Annotated in this window: 15 protein-coding genes; 7 read left to right on the plus strand and 8 right to left on the minus strand. The window is 39.9% G+C overall.

Features of this window, described 5'->3' with window-relative positions; genetic code table 11:
• Positions 1-87 precede the first annotated feature (87 nt).
• A complete protein-coding gene (locus AWW72_RS03340) occupies positions 88-645 on the plus strand; it encodes a DUF2062 domain-containing protein (protein ID WP_062846449.1) in 558 nt (185 codons plus the stop codon).
• 24 nt (positions 646-669) lie between these two features.
• Here AWW72_RS03340 and AWW72_RS03345 read toward each other — a convergent pair whose 3' ends face one another.
• From AWW72_RS03345 to AWW72_RS03360, 4 genes are all read right to left on the minus strand, one after another.
• Positions 670-1,545, minus strand: a complete 876-nt coding sequence (locus tag AWW72_RS03345) for a 5'-methylthioadenosine/S-adenosylhomocysteine nucleosidase (protein WP_171254671.1) — start codon at positions 1,543-1,545, stop codon at positions 670-672.
• A gap of 145 nt (positions 1,546-1,690) precedes the next feature.
• Positions 1,691-2,920, minus strand: coding sequence for an iron-sulfur cluster carrier protein ApbC (gene apbC, locus AWW72_RS03350; protein ID WP_062846451.1), 1,230 nt, complete (start codon positions 2,918-2,920; stop codon positions 1,691-1,693).
• 309 nt (positions 2,921-3,229) lie between these two features.
• On the minus strand, positions 3,230-3,679 hold the full coding sequence (locus AWW72_RS03355; RefSeq protein WP_004770808.1) for a hypothetical protein: 450 nt from the start codon (positions 3,677-3,679) through the stop codon (positions 3,230-3,232).
• Between the two features lie 189 nt (positions 3,680-3,868).
• Complete coding sequence (locus tag AWW72_RS03360) at positions 3,869-4,405, minus strand: GNAT family N-acetyltransferase (protein WP_062846452.1); 537 nt, start codon at positions 4,403-4,405, stop codon at positions 3,869-3,871.
• A gap of 109 nt (positions 4,406-4,514) precedes the next feature.
• Here AWW72_RS03360 and AWW72_RS03365 point away from each other — a divergent pair, with 109 nt between their 5' ends.
• Entirely contained in the window at positions 4,515-5,012 is a 498-nt protein-coding gene (locus AWW72_RS03365; protein WP_062846453.1) for a hypothetical protein, read from the plus strand.
• 56 nt (positions 5,013-5,068) lie between these two features.
• On the opposite strand, the gene AWW72_RS03370 is transcribed toward AWW72_RS03365, so the two are convergent.
• A complete protein-coding gene (locus tag AWW72_RS03370) occupies positions 5,069-5,515 on the minus strand; it encodes a hypothetical protein (protein ID WP_062846454.1) in 447 nt (148 codons plus the stop codon).
• Positions 5,516-5,863: 348 nt separating this feature from the next.
• Here AWW72_RS03370 and metG point away from each other — a divergent pair, with 348 nt between their 5' ends.
• From metG to AWW72_RS03385, 3 genes are all read left to right on the plus strand, one after another.
• Entirely contained in the window at positions 5,864-7,921 is a 2,058-nt protein-coding gene (gene metG, locus AWW72_RS03375; RefSeq protein WP_062846455.1) for a methionine--tRNA ligase, read from the plus strand.
• Between the two features lie 73 nt (positions 7,922-7,994).
• Entirely contained in the window at positions 7,995-8,438 is a 444-nt protein-coding gene (locus tag AWW72_RS03380; RefSeq protein WP_062846456.1) for a hypothetical protein, read from the plus strand.
• A gap of 194 nt (positions 8,439-8,632) precedes the next feature.
• Positions 8,633-9,610, plus strand: a complete 978-nt coding sequence (locus AWW72_RS03385; RefSeq protein ID WP_062846457.1) for an MBL fold metallo-hydrolase — start codon at positions 8,633-8,635, stop codon at positions 9,608-9,610.
• Positions 9,611-9,671: 61 nt separating this feature from the next.
• Here AWW72_RS03385 and AWW72_RS03390 read toward each other — a convergent pair whose 3' ends face one another.
• The 3 genes from AWW72_RS03390 to AWW72_RS03400 all read right to left on the minus strand — a co-directional run bounded on the left by AWW72_RS03390 (position 9,672) and on the right by AWW72_RS03400 (position 11,973).
• Positions 9,672-10,295 carry a LysE family translocator gene (locus tag AWW72_RS03390; RefSeq protein WP_062846458.1) on the minus strand — a complete coding sequence of 208 codons (624 nt, stop codon included), beginning with the start codon at positions 10,293-10,295 and terminating at the stop codon, positions 9,672-9,674.
• A 139-nt stretch (positions 10,296-10,434) separates the two neighbouring features.
• Complete coding sequence (locus AWW72_RS03395; protein ID WP_062846459.1) at positions 10,435-11,196, minus strand: class I SAM-dependent methyltransferase; 762 nt, start codon at positions 11,194-11,196, stop codon at positions 10,435-10,437.
• A 96-nt stretch (positions 11,197-11,292) separates the two neighbouring features.
• Entirely contained in the window at positions 11,293-11,973 is a 681-nt protein-coding gene (locus AWW72_RS03400) for a DUF1345 domain-containing protein (RefSeq protein ID WP_062846460.1), read from the minus strand.
• Positions 11,974-12,158: 185 nt separating this feature from the next.
• Between AWW72_RS03400 and AWW72_RS03405 the strand changes: the two genes are divergently transcribed.
• Both AWW72_RS03405 and AWW72_RS03410 read left to right on the plus strand, forming a co-directional pair.
• Positions 12,159-12,707: a TetR/AcrR family transcriptional regulator gene (locus AWW72_RS03405; RefSeq protein WP_005256189.1), complete on the plus strand. Its 549-nt coding sequence runs from the start codon at positions 12,159-12,161 to the stop codon at positions 12,705-12,707.
• 13 nt (positions 12,708-12,720) lie between these two features.
• Complete coding sequence (locus tag AWW72_RS03410) at positions 12,721-14,367, plus strand: MFS transporter (protein ID WP_004770796.1); 1,647 nt, start codon at positions 12,721-12,723, stop codon at positions 14,365-14,367.
• Positions 14,368-14,374 lie beyond the last annotated feature (7 nt).

Here is a 14,374-nt window from a genome sequence, read left to right on the forward strand (position 1 = left end):
CAAGGACATTATTTTAAGTTTTTGCTAAGCAATTAATGTTATTTTATACACTACTCCCTTCTCTTTCTTGTTACCTCTCCATGATTTATGCCTAAGCAATTTTTTCATAAGTGGCTGCCTTCTTCGGAAAAAGTCGCTCGTCTAAAATTTATGAAGATTTTTGGTGAACGCACCTTAAATCCATTGCTTTGGTATGTAAATCGTCGCTCTATTGCAAAAGCCATGTTTATTGGCACCTTCTGGGGCATTTTACCGGTTCCGTTTCATAGCGTGTTTATTATCTTGACCGTGCTACTATTTGAAGTGAACTTGCCGATTGGATTATGCATGGCATGGTTAACCAACCCCTTTACGGTCGTACCGATTCTTTATTTAGGGTTCTGGTTTGGTAGTAAGATTTATCACGTCAATATGATCAATAAAGACATGTTGCTGGGGGTTTTGCATCAAATTATAAACTGGATCAAAAATTTTGGGCATGGGCATATTGATTTTAGCCTTGCCAAAATTCTGGTTTCAGGGCTTATGATTGAAGCCATTTTATTTGCAGTTTTATTTTATGCAGCGACACACTTACTCTGGCGTTGGAGTGTAATTCGAAGCTGGAAAAATCGTGAGAAAGAGAGAAAAGAAGAAACCATCTAAATGGTTTCTTCTTAACAAGAATATTTATTTGGCTGCTGCTTTGGCTTTCATATATTGCTCAGCTACATCAAGTGCGTATTCCTGACATGCTTCACCTGTCGCAGGGTCATAGCCACCATTATTGGTAATGTTATTGGATAAGATACGAATGCCGAGGAATGGCACTTCGAATTGATGTGCAATCTGTGCCACTGAAGCAGCTTCCATTTCTTCTACCGAAGTACCATAAACTGTATGGAACTGCTTGATGCGATCAAGCTCGTTATTCCATGTATCTGCCGAACCAATCGTGCCTTCCACCACTTGTCCTTTGGTGTAATTGGGTTTTGCCTTATAAGCAGCAAGCAAGAGTTCTTTGTCCCCTTCAAATTTACGGATCGCGATAGGCTCAGGATCAGATTCATCATCGGGTAATACATCAAAAGCTTCATTCCACTCTAATGCATTTGAACCACCGCCAACTGGCTTATTCGGTGTTTTAAATGCACCGATATTGGTGGTGTATTTGCCTAACACAATATCAAACACATGTAAGTCTGGATCATGACCACCGGCTGTGCCCTGATTAATAATCGCAATCGGTTTGTAATGTTGAATCGCAAGTGCAGTCGCCGCAGCAGAATTACTCATACCCATACGCGTCTTGGAAATTACCACAGGATAACCTTTATAGGTTCCCTTCCAGAACTTCCATTCACCAATCATTTCTACAGTCGCATTATCTAACTGAGCAGCCATTTTTTCCGACTCGACAGGTAATGCACCTTGAATCACGATCGGCTGTAATTTCGCTTGTTCTTGAGGTTGAGCCGAATTTGAATTGCCATCACCATTACACGCCCCTAAAAATAGAGCCGTACATACACTGGCAATACCGATAAAATATTTAACTTGCATCATTAACCTGTCTTAAAAAAGAAACCCTATACAAAGCAAGTAACGTACCTACTTTGCTGTTAAGGTGAGTTTTGAAATGGTCTAAATAAAAAGTGATCTCGATTAGAAAGCAAAAACCCAACATCAGAATGTTGGGTTTTTGGTGTACTTAGAAAATACGTTTATCGTCTTTCTGGCGTTTTGGCAGCTTATCTATTTGTTGCAACACCGCTTGTGCGATATTGAGATAGCTTTCAGCAGCCGCATCTTTTGCCACTACGCTTGGCGTTCCCTGATCTGCATGCTCACGAATTTTCGCATCTAAAGGTAAGCGTCCAAGTAATGGAATCTGATATTGCTCAGACAATTGATCTCCGCCACCTGTACCAAAAATCTGTTCTTCATGTCCGCAATTCGAGCAAATATGGGTCGACATATTTTCAATCACACCCAATACAGGGATATTTACTTTATTGAATAACTCAATCCCTTTGGTCGCATCCATTAACGCTACATTTTGTGGGGTAGTTACAATCACCGCACCCGTGACTGGAATACGTTGTGCCAAGGTCAGTTGAATATCGCCAGTACCAGGCGGCATATCGATCACCAGCACATCCAGATCAGGCCATAAAGTCTGGTTGAATAACTGCATCAATGCACCCGTTGCCTTTGGCCCACGCCAAGCGACAGGAGTATTGTGCTCACCAATTAAATGGCCAATTGATAATACGGCCATACCATACGCATCTAAAGGTACAAAGTGTTCATTTTCAATCAGTGGCGTTCTGCCTGCATTGCCCAGCATCGTTGGAATACTTGGGCCATAAATATCGGCATCCAGCACCCCAACTTTTAAGCCGAGCTGCTGTAAAGCCAATGCAAGGTTTACTGTGGTGGTTGATTTACCAACACCACCTTTACCTGATGAAACCAGAATCACATTCTGAATACGAGGATGTGCTGCCACATCGCGCTGTTGTGGTGCAGCTTTTTGAATCGGAGGATTATTTGGATCTGCTTCTGCTTTAGGTGAAGCATCCATCACAGGTGGTAAGTTGTTATTTTCTGCTTTTGGCTTTGATGAGCAGCTATGTCCCGCCTCACCATGCGCTGCATGTTTTTGTTGAATAATATGTAGGTTTAATTCCTGAATGCCACATTTTTCCAATGCTTCCGCAAGCTCATCATGAATCTGTTGTAAGTGGTCTTTTTCTTGGGGAAAGGTATTAATCGTCAGCTGTAAAATGCGACCTTGTACATTGACCTGACTAACGCGATCTTTGAGCGCATTATCTGAATGCGGTAACACATAACTTTGTAGAACTGTTTGAATCTCGTCTTCCTTCACTTCTTGCGCTGGTGAAAAAACAGATTTTAAGGAAGAAAGCCACGACATTTTGTTTACTCCAAAAACAGATCAACATAGCATTGAGTTCGCTTAGTTTAGCAGTATTGAAGAATCCACGCTCCTCTCAAAGCAGATAATTGCTCATTTTTTATAGTAACTTTTCTGCTTTAGATTTCTCTGCCCGACAACGCAGGTTTTTTGGAAGGAAAAGTTGATATTGAAAAGCGTATAACTGGATCATCCGTCTCATGGTGAGCCATATTAGACAATTTTAAATTTCTTCAAATAAAAAAATCCCCAAACATAACGTGGATATGTTTGGGGGAATTCTTTCATCCTATTCACAGATTAAGACTATTAACCTTTGAATTTATTGATGGTATCCGTCGCCGCTTTCTTTAAATCATCCAGCTTGTGACTAGCCTGAGCTTTTAAATCATCAAATTTTGCCGCAGCCTCATCTTTCAATTCAGCGGCTTTAGCTTTAGCATCATCCAGTTTATGACCTGCTTCTTCTTTAAAGTGATCAAATTTGTCTTGAACCGCATGCTGGGTATCTTCAAGCTTGGCTTTGATATCATCCACTTTATTTGAAACAGCTTCTTTACCTTCAGCATTTTGTTCAGAAACATCTTTCTTTAAATCATCCAGCGCTTTCTCGCCTTTTAACTTCAATTCCTCTGCGGAATGCTTTAAGTCATCAACTGCTTTTTCACCTTGTAGCTGTGTTTCTTTTGCTTTGTATTTTAAGTCATCGCCCAATTCAGCGGCTTGGTTTTTTAATTCATCAAGTTTTTCATTTGTCATGGTATTTCCTCACTATAGGTAAAAAAAACATATCGTTTGGAGCAATCTTAGTTATACCGCGTTTAAAGCTGTTTTTTGCTGATCGCTGCAAATTGAAACAAATGGGATACAGGAAGATTCAAATAATTGCCGAACGATAAATTATTTTATTTCTAGATATAAAAATCATATAAATGAATAACATCCTGTCTAGCTAATAAAATCCTTTTGCAAAATCTCGTAGAGTACATGCCAACTGAGCGGATGATCTTTAGCCAAAGCAGGATGCTGAAATTGAGTGACGTATTTCATGTTTAATTTTTGCATGACCTTTTGTGATTTCGCATTGTCCACCGTGGTAAAGGCCACCACTTTGTCCAGTTTTAATTGATCAAAAGCAAATGTAAGCGCGGCTTGAGCAGCTTCGGGTGCATAGCCCTGCCCCCAATAAGCCTGATCTAGCCGCCAACCGATTTCTACACAGGGCGAAAAAGAAAATTGTGTCGGTTGATCATGCAACCCCGTAAAGCCAATAAACTGCTGATTGTGCTTTAACTCAACCGCCCAGAAACCCCAGCCTTGCGTGTCGATTATTGATTTCATTCGATCAATCATGGCATCGCTTTCTGCTCGGGTCAGGAGTTTGGGAAAATACTCCATCACTTGTGGATGAGTACCCATTGCGGCAAAGGCTGTATAGTCCTCTGCTCTCCATTGTCTGAGACGTAATCGGGCTGTTTCGATCATTTTTAGAACCAATAAATATGTATTAAAAAGTATTAACAATATAAGGAGATAGATCGGATATACTGCTGCAAATATCTCAATCATAGACCTTGTCGTCAAAATTGCCTATATGAATGAAAATGAACTTCTAGAAATTCAACAGGAACTTCAGGCCCAAGAAAAACGCTTGAATTATATTCTTTCAAGTAAAAGAAGAATCCAGAATATGATTCTGTCTTTTGAAAAGGATCTGGCTGAACAGTTAATTCCTGTTATTGATCAAATCAGTGATGATAAAGCGCCAGTTGAAAGCAGTTTAGCGCTGACGATCTGCTGGAAATTTTCGAAAGCCGAGTTTCCTAAAACTGAACATTGGTGTAGCGAACTCAGCATTACTGACCTTGAAATCAAAGATCAATTTACTGTGGCATTAAAAGCACAGGCATGGTTAGGTATTTTAGGTAGTGATGAACTTTGGCAAACGCCGATGTGTGCTGAGATTACGCTTGATCCGAAAACAGATGGTTTAAAGAGTTATCACATTCATTTCCTATCAAAAGGAAAAGTCATTTCGTTAAGAAAGAACTCCAAGCACAGCGTAACAGTCAAGCAAATGCAAAGTATGTAATCCTTCGGGATGCATACTTTATGCTTTTTAAATTAAAAATCTCAGATTTTGGTTCTCTATTTTTTGAATATATTTGCAATTATAAAGCCTAATATAAATGGCAATAATATAACCATAAATAAGAAAATAGACGTCATAAATAACTCTAAATTAAAATCTGGAAGCCCCCATACAACAATAAAATTAATGACATACCCTCCTAATAAAAAACCTATGCCTTTTAGCAACTGAGAGATGTCGATTAACTTTTTTGGATGACGTAAAAAATAATAACTAATAAAATAAAGAAAGCTATGCCAACCAATTAAAACTGGCGTGAACATGATGATTGCAGCAACTCCTCTAACAGCCCCATTAGAGAGTTCTTGAGGTGAAAACGTTTGATCATAAATCAAAAATCCCCAAACAAAAATCACGATACTGAGCGTTGCAACTGTGCCCGAAATAACTGAACGGATACACCACCAGACAAAAGAAATCTGCTCACCATGATAATTTTTCATTTATTTCTCTTTTTATTTAATATAAATATCAACAACTTACAAAAACATCTGATAAAATAAGCATGTAAAATTTATTATAAGATAAATTCAGATAATCATCTTCAAATAACATCATAAATGCTAAATATAAATTCAATTTACATGATCTATAGAACAAGATATTAGAGAGAAAAATAAAGTCCATCCAGAAGTAATATCGTTAATTCTAGGGCAAATGAAGTCTGTATAAAGCCGTCAAAATTGCCTCCGAACCTAGCTTGAAAAGATTTCACTGAATCCCTTGTGCAAGTCGGGGTCAAGTCATGTAAAATCATCTGCCTTGCAAATACGAATGAGAGAACAATATCCGTGCGTAAAATTTTAGTCACCAATGCCCTACCTTATGCCAATGGTCCTATCCATATGGGTCACTTACTCGGTTATATCCAAGCAGATATTTGGGTTCGTGCAATGCGTGCAATGGGCCATGATGTGACTTATGTATGTGCGGATGATGCTCATGGTACAGCGATCATGCTACGTGCTGAAGCCAATGGCATCAGCCCAGAACAGCAAATTGCCAATGTTCAGAAAGAACATATCCGTGACTTTGATGGTTTTGGCGTGCATTTCGATCACTATGATTCAACCAACAGTGATGAGAACAAAGCACGTTCAGAAGAAATCTATATCAAAAACCGTGAAGCAGGCAATATTGCAATTCGCCCTGTTACCCAGTTATTTGATCCTGAAAAAGGTATGTTCCTGTCTGACCGCTTTATTAAAGGCACATGCCCGAAATGTAAGGCTGAAGATCAATACGGCGATGCCTGTGAAGTCTGCGGTACAACGTATAACGCCACTGAACTGGAAAACCCACGCTCAACCTTGAGCGGTGCAACGCCGATTGAGAAATCATCGGATCATTATTTCTTTAAACTTCCGAATTTCTCAGAATACTTACAGAAATGGACGCGTGATCAAGGTCGTCTGCCTGTTTCGATTGCCAACAAGCTAGATGAATGGTTTGAAGCAGGTTTATCGGATTGGGATATTTCTCGTGATGCACCTTATTTCGGTTTTGAAATTCCAGATGCGCCAAACAAATATTTCTACGTTTGGGTTGATGCACCAATTGGCTATATGTCAAGTTTTGAAAACTACATCAAAACCAAACGTCCAGATTTAAGCTTTGATGATTTCTGGAGAAAAGACAGCGATAAAGAAGTTTATCACTTCATCGGTAAAGACATTGTTTACTTCCATGCGCTGTTCTGGCCTGCAATGCTTGAAGGTGCGAACTACCGTACCCCATCAGGTTTATTCGTAAATGGTTTCTTGACCGTGAATGGTCAGAAGATGTCGAAATCTCGCGGTACCTTCATCAAAGCTGAAACCTATTTACAGCACTTAAATCCTGAATATTTACGTTATTACTTTGCATCTAAGCTTTCAGACAAAGTCGAAGATTCAGATTTGAACCTAGATGACTTCGTTCAGAAAGTGAATTCTGACCTCGTCGGTAAAGTAGTGAATATTGCCAGCCGTTGTGCAAAATTCATTAACACCAACTTCAATAATACGTTGTCGAACACATGTGCAGAGTCTGAACTGGTTCAAAGCTTTATTGATGCAGGCGATTCAATTGCACAAGCTTATGAAGCACGTGAATTCTCGGCAGCAATCCGTGAAATCATGGCGTTGGCTGACCGTGCCAATCAGTATATTGATGAGAAAAAACCGTGGGCACTTGCGAAGCAAGAAGGTCAAGAGCAACAAGTACATGATGTGTGTTCGGTGGGTATTAACCTATTCCGTCAACTTGCGATTTACTTGGCGCCAGTCTTACCAACGCTTGCGGCACAAGTTCAAGCCTTTTTACAACTTGAAAGCTTTGACTTTGCATCACGTCAGCAAAGTTTAGTTGGTCATGAAATTGCGCAATTTCAGCCTTTAATGCAACGTGTTGATGCCAAAGCTGTTGCTGCAATGGTAGATGCATCTAAAGATTCTTTAGCTACGGCGGCAGAAGCGCCAAAGGTAGAGAAGAAAAAAGAAAAGAAAGCCGAGAAAAAGCCTGAGCCGAAAGTAGGTGAAGCTGAAATTATCGGTATTGAAGATTTCATGAAAATTGATCTTCGTGTAGCAAAAGTATTAGAAGCTGCAACTGTTGAAGGTTCTGATAAATTGTTGCAATTGACTTTAGATGTCGGTGAAGCTGAACCGCGTAATGTGTTTAGTGGTATTCGTGAATTCTATCAACCAGAAGATTTAAAAAACAAATTGGTGGTGATGGTGGCTAACCTTGCACCTCGTAAAATGCGTTTTGGTATTTCTAACGGGATGGTACTTGCCGCAAGTAATGGCGAAGGTGTTTGGGTGATTTCACCTGAATCTGGTGCGAAACCGGGCGATAAAGTGTCTTAATCAATAAAGATATAAAGGGCTTCTTCGGAAGCCCTTTTATGTTATTTTTTAAATAAATCAAAAGAATCTGAAAATGAATAAAAATAACTCAGCGACAACCACCTTTATACGTTATGGTTCAACTATTGGAACATTTATCATTGTGATCAGTTTCCATATCTTGATTTATTTAGACCATCCAGCCCGTTTTTTACAAAGCTTAATCACACCCAGTGTGGTTATTCCTATGCTTTGCTTAATGTTAATTGCGATTGTAGTCGGCTATGTCGTTGGCTACATTCCCGCCTATATTACTGGTGAGTTATTTTTACATATATTCAAAGACAAGTTAGTAAATGCAAATCTATACCAAGCCATCGCTTACGGCTGTTTTACTAGTTTATTATGGGCACCTCTTTTATTGCTGCTTTCACAATTTGCTCACGAATGGTTGGTGACTTTTTTATATCTACAATTTGTTTTCATCCTGCCAATTACTACGATTTGTGCCGTTATTGAATGGAAAAAATCAAAATAATAGTCAATACTTTTAATCAAATAAACTTTCTCAAACTAAATATAGGTTGTAGTTTTCTTCCAGCCCAAGCGGATCTACAAACAATAAAGCAATCGGAGATTATAGTGTTTCTTCTATAAAGATTATTTCCTTTTAAAGAATAGATATCCATGCTAAAAAGTAGACAATTCAACTAAACTTGAGAATATCTATAAATGAAAAAAATAGCCCTACTCCTTTCAGCATCATTCTTGAGCAGCATCCCTTTACTGAGCCATGCAGAAACAAACAAAACCCTGCCAGTCATTGAACAACAAAAACAGGTTGCAGGCTTCTATCAATATCAAGTCGGTGATGTACAAATTACCGCCCTGCTCGATGGCACTAACTTTATGTCGCCAAGTCTGTTTAAAGATATTTCACCGCAACAAATCCAACAAATCTTAAAGAAATACTATGCTGATCAAGAGAAAGGTGTACAGACTTCTATCAATGCTTTCCTCGTCAATACAGGAAAATCTCTGGTTTTAGTCGATAGCGGTGCAGCCAGTTGTTTTGGCCCACATTTAGGTTCAATCCTAAAAAATCTGGTTGCTTCGGGCTACAAACCTGAACAAGTCGATACCATTTTACTCACACATTTACACCCTGATCATGTCTGTGGCATCAGCAAAGATGGCGTTGCCAATTTCCCCAATGCAACCGTGTATGTCTCTAGTGACGAAGCCAATTATTGGTTAGATCCCAAACAGGCAGCCAAGCTTCCAAAAGATAAACAAGCAGGTTATGAAGGAACGGTGAAGCAAATTAAACAAGCTATTGCGCCTTACCAAGCCAAGCAACGCTTTAAAACTTATAAACTTAGTGATGAAATTCAGGGCTTTAAAGTCATTAACACGGCTGGACATACTCCCGGTCACTTTAGCTATGAATTAAAAAGCAAAGGCGAAAGTGTGGTCTTTATTGGAGATATTGTGCATTCACATACCGTGCAATTTGATCAGCCCAAAACTGCGATTGAATATGACATTGATCCTAAAAAAGCAGTGGCAACCCGTTTAAAACAGTTTGCTGATTTCGCGAAAAATGGACAAACCATTGCTACACCACATTTACCGTTCCCAGGGATTGGACATATTTATTCAGCGGATGGTAAGAGCTATCAATGGATTCCGGTACATTTTAAAGATTAAGCTGAATAAGCGAATTTTAGGCAATAAAAAAGCGACCTTCTTGGTCGCTTTCGCTATGGTATTATTTCATTCCAAAGATCAGCTTTAATCCCAACAGTGTCATCACACCACCAGCGATACGATCAAACAACGATTTGGATTTTAAATAAACTTTACGTGGCCCTTCTGCTGACAATGCAACAGCCACCAGCGAATACCAACCTGCATCAATAAAGAAGCACAGCATTGGTAACACCACATAGTAATAACTTGGGATTTCTTTCGGTAATAATGCAGTAAAAATACTGGCAAGAATAATGGCAATTTTTGGGTTACTGAGCTGGGTAATGAGCCCCAAACGGAAAGCCTGTGCATAACTCATGCGATTTACAGTTCCATTCACCGTTTCCATCGGCTCTTTGGCATGCTTGATAATCTTATACGCCAGCCAAAGTAAGTACAGTCCACCAAATACTTTTAAAGCGATATAAGCAGAAGGCACGGCTAATAGAATTGCCTGTAAACCCATAACCGCAAGCAAACCAAACAAGGCTGCGCCCGTGCCTGTTCCTAAAGCGGTAAATAAGCCATGTTTACGTGAAATCGCAATTGAGTTCTTCGCTACATAAATAAATGTAGGGCCTGGGCTAATCGCACCCAACATTAAGGCCAACGCAATTGAGCCTAAAATCAATAACGATTCCAAGATAACCTCTAGATTAGAATAATTTTCAAGCAATGATTTTACTTAAAAACAGGATGCAGGTGATAGATAAATTTTGATTTGCAGTCTCATTTTATCGCTTTAACTCAATATTTTTGAGTCGATTCCTTTCATTAAAAACCTATGCCCGACTCAAAACCAGATACATCACTTCACTACGAAATGAACCATCTGCCTGAATCTGATAATATTGACGTGTCTGATCAGAAGCTTTGTGCTGCAAATCCTGTATGGTCTGAACTGCATATTCGGGTGTTTTCATCCGTTCAGTCCAGCTCTGAAATTCTAAATCTAAATGTTGTTTTTCAACAATTTCTAGCGTAAATCCTGCATATTCAGCAAAACGTGCCCATTCTCCCAAACTATAATTACGCACATGACTTGGATCGCGAATCGTTTCAATGGTCTGAAAAAAGGTATCCATCACCGGATTTGAATTTCCTAAAATATCCACAATAATCACTTTGCCCTGTTGCGCTACGACACGATACATTTCACTCATCGCTTGTGCGACATTGTGCCAATGATGTGCTGAATAGCGGGTAATAATGCAATCAAAACTTTGGTCTGCAAAAGGCAATGTCTCGGCTGCACCCTGCTGAGTCATAATATTATCGAAACCTTGTTGTTGGGCCTGTTCAGCAACCAACTCCACCATCGACGGCGTTAAATCGTAGGCAGTTACCTGCTCTACAAACGGTGCAACTTGATAGCTGACATGCCCACCGCCACAGCCCAAATCCAACACTGTTTTAAATTGATGTGACTGGATCAACTGCTGCATTTTCTGAAATTCAATCCCCTGCGCATGCACAGTACTGCTTAAATAGGCCTGAGATTTATCTTGATATTGCTGTTGATTGACTTGATGCTGGGTAGTCATGTTTTTATCCTTGCTATGCCTGTCTCTATTTAAAATAGCCAAGCACAATAAAAAATAAAAATGATCAATTTTAATTTAATTAATAAAAATAAGTTATTAATCAAATCCAATCAAACTTGCCGCAACATTGATCGCAACCGCCAAAATGACCGTATTAAAGATAAATGCCAGTACACAATGAAAAATATTTAAATGCCTAAGCGATGAACTGGTAATGGACACATCTGCTGTTTGCGCAGACGTACCAATGATATAGCTGAAATAAATAAAATCGAGATAGTCAGGTTGATCTGTCTTGGGAAAATCCAGCCCCGCTTCTTGGTGACGGCTTTTTGCCAGATAATAGTCATGGGCATAATGAATCGCAAATAAAGTATGCAGCAATAACCAAGTTGAAAATATTGTGCCAATGGTCAACAGAATCAGTGCACTTTTTAAAATGGGAAAATCTTTCGGCACATGACTGAGTTGCACCACGATCGAAATAAAACACACCACGATCGCAATCAGTACCACAGTTAAGATCACCCACTTCCCTTCATCCTGTTGCTGGGCACGTTTTAAAATATGTGTTGCATCCAAATGCCACATCATTTTCAAAATCAGGAATAGATACAGCCAAATCGCAATATTCCAGCCTAACTGCAAGCAGGTAGCCCATTTCCAGTCAGTAAAAAAGTGCAATGCTGCATAGATCAGCAAACCTAAGCTAAAAGTTGCGGAGAGATATGGACGATGTTTTATCCCTGTTGCAAAACGTTGTACAAATCCCTGCATACTTCACCTGATTGTCGTTTTTATTCATGATTGATTTAGTCTTATTTTTTAACACTGTATGGACTTAGAAAAGTACCTTCTATGATGACTTTTACCTAAATTAAACAAAATAAATTTCTGCTACATATTTACTTCGGACAAAAATGTCCGTTTAATTCACATTAAATATTCCACGAGCTTTGGTCATGGTAAAACGTCAGCAATTGGCGGCTCACAATCGTGATGAACTCCTCAATGCCGCAGAGGAAGTTTTCCGCAAGCAAGGTGTGCATGTGCCTCTACAGGCCATCATTGATCATGCTGGTGTTGGGCGGGCAACTTTTTATCGTAATTTTGCCGATCGTAAAGCCTTGATCGCAGCGTTGCTGGAACGCGCCATTACCCGTCTGGAGCAAAAGGCGAAAGAATTACTTATCTTTAATGATGGTTTTATCCGCTTAATTGAAAGCCATATTGAACAAATACCTCAACTCGTCGTGCTAATTGATTACTGGCGCATTATTGATCGTGAAGACCCAATCATGCTAAACATTTATGAACGACGGAATAAAGCGCTACAGCCTCTGATTGATCAAGCGATTCAGCACCAATTATGCCGTCCTGATCTTACCCCTCAAGATTTCGGTATGATTACGGGGATTTTAGGGGCATCATTTCAAGGACATCAGGCGAGCGATCAGCTAAGACTGGCAAAACGCGCAATAGAATTATTATTAAACGGCATTAAAGTGTAGGTCGAGGAATAAAATGGATAAAAGCCCTCGCTATCTAGAGACTCCCCCAGATTGGACTGCTGAAGAGCGCCCGGCCTTACCGGGTTCGCCTGCAGCTATTGCGCATACCCGACCAAAACGTATTGCCTATTTTATAATTGGCCTGATTATCAGTATCGCGGCGAGTCTCAGTAATGGTTTTATTATTGCCAATTTGCCCATCTTTCAGGGTGAATATGGTTTAACACCATCACAGGCAGCATGGCTTCCTGCGTCTTATGTCATGGCCAATGTCAGTGCCAACCTGATTCTGTTTAAAGCTCGGCAACAATATGGCTTACGCCTGTTTTCAGAACTGGGATTACTGGTATTTATTGGCGTACTGGTTCTGCATCTCTTTGTACAAACCTATGAAATGGCACTCTTTGCCCGCTTTATTGCAGGCTTGGCCGCAGCGCCACTCAGTTCACTTGGCATGTATTACACCATGCAAGCTTTTGGCAAAGCAGATATGGCTAAAGGGATTTATCTGGCTTTCGGATTTCAGCAACTGGGATTGCCATTGGCATGGATTCTTTCGCCATTCCTACTCAAAGCAAATCCGTGGGATGTGATTTATACCTTTGAATTAGGTCTGGCCATCTGTTGTTTTGCAATGGTTGTTTCACTCAAATTACCACGTAGCTTACGTCTGCAGGTCTTTGAGAAGCAGGATTTCTTTACCTTTGCCCTGTTGGCACCCGGTTTCGCCTGCCTCTGTATTGTACTGACTCAAGGGCCTATTCTGTGGTGGTTCGATAGTCCTTGGCTGGCTTATATCTTGATCGCAGGTTTTTGTCTGATTGTATTGGGCCTCACTTACGAACATTATCGGACCAATCCATTAATTATGACCCGCTGGTTAGCGGCTGGTGATTTACTCAGTTTTGTTTTCAGTGCCTTTGCATTACGTTTGCTCATGTCAGAACAAAGTTATGCAGCGGTGAATTTTTTGAAAACCATGGGTATGGGGCCGGATCAATTTGTTCCCCTATATGTGGTGATCTTTTGTGGGACGATTGCAGGTTCAGTGTTTAGTGCTTTGACCTTCCATCGCGAGCGGCTCATTTTAAATTTGTTCCTTGCTGAAATCCTGATTTTCATTGCCTGTGCACTGGACTATCACCTGACCAGTGATGTGCGTCCAGCCAATTTCTATCGCAGTCAATTTTTAGTGAGCTTTGCAGGTGGCGTGTTTATCGGGCCATTACTATTGATGGGCTTTATGCGAACTTTACAGCGTGGACCTCAATATGTCTTAACCTTTATTATTCTTTTTTCAGCCACACAAAACTTTGGTGGTCTGGTCGGTTCATCCTTCTTTAATACTTACCAGCAACATCATACTTATGGTTATAAAGTCGAGATTAACAGCAATCTTAATCCGACTGATCCTTTGGTTGCACAACGCTTACAGACTTATCAGCATAGTGCAATGGTAACCACCAATGATCCCGTTCTACAAAATAATCAGGCGCTACAAAACCTGAATAAAGTGGTGACACGCGAAGCACAGGTTCGCGCCTATAACGATGTAATTGTATTAAATGGCATTTTTGCTGTTGTTTTACTGCTATGGGGGTTATTTAAATATGTACGTAATAAGTACATGACCCGAAAAAATCTGCAAGCAGCCAGTTAACCCTTAT

Source organism: Acinetobacter sp. NRRL B-65365, assembly GCF_001605865.1.
GTDB lineage: Bacteria > Pseudomonadota > Gammaproteobacteria > Pseudomonadales > Moraxellaceae > Acinetobacter > Acinetobacter vivianii.

What these genes read in the sequence shown, in the direction of transcription:
- AWW72_RS03340 (WP_062846449.1), top strand. Translation starts at nt 88, where the DNA reads ATGCCTAAGCAATTTTTTCATAAGTGGCTGCCTTCTTCGGAAAAAGTC.
- AWW72_RS03345 (WP_171254671.1), bottom strand. Translation starts at nt 1,545, where the DNA reads ATGATGCAAGTTAAATATTTTATCGGTATTGCCAGTGTATGTACGGCT.
- apbC (WP_062846451.1), bottom strand. Translation starts at nt 2,920, where the DNA reads ATGTCGTGGCTTTCTTCCTTAAAATCTGTTTTTTCACCAGCGCAAGAA.
- AWW72_RS03355 (WP_004770808.1), bottom strand. Translation starts at nt 3,679, where the DNA reads ATGACAAATGAAAAACTTGATGAATTAAAAAACCAAGCCGCTGAATTG.
- AWW72_RS03360 (WP_062846452.1), bottom strand. Translation starts at nt 4,405, where the DNA reads ATGATCGAAACAGCCCGATTACGTCTCAGACAATGGAGAGCAGAGGAC.
- AWW72_RS03365 (WP_062846453.1), top strand. Translation starts at nt 4,515, where the DNA reads ATGAATGAAAATGAACTTCTAGAAATTCAACAGGAACTTCAGGCCCAA.
- AWW72_RS03370 (WP_062846454.1), bottom strand. Translation starts at nt 5,515, where the DNA reads ATGAAAAATTATCATGGTGAGCAGATTTCTTTTGTCTGGTGGTGTATC.
- AWW72_RS03380 (WP_062846456.1), top strand. Translation starts at nt 7,995, where the DNA reads ATGAATAAAAATAACTCAGCGACAACCACCTTTATACGTTATGGTTCA.
- AWW72_RS03385 (WP_062846457.1), top strand. Translation starts at nt 8,633, where the DNA reads ATGAAAAAAATAGCCCTACTCCTTTCAGCATCATTCTTGAGCAGCATC.
- AWW72_RS03395 (WP_062846459.1), bottom strand. Translation starts at nt 11,196, where the DNA reads ATGACTACCCAGCATCAAGTCAATCAACAGCAATATCAAGATAAATCT.
- AWW72_RS03400 (WP_062846460.1), bottom strand. Translation starts at nt 11,973, where the DNA reads ATGCAGGGATTTGTACAACGTTTTGCAACAGGGATAAAACATCGTCCA.
- AWW72_RS03405 (WP_005256189.1), top strand. Translation starts at nt 12,159, where the DNA reads ATGGTAAAACGTCAGCAATTGGCGGCTCACAATCGTGATGAACTCCTC.
- AWW72_RS03410 (WP_004770796.1), top strand. Translation starts at nt 12,721, where the DNA reads ATGGATAAAAGCCCTCGCTATCTAGAGACTCCCCCAGATTGGACTGCT.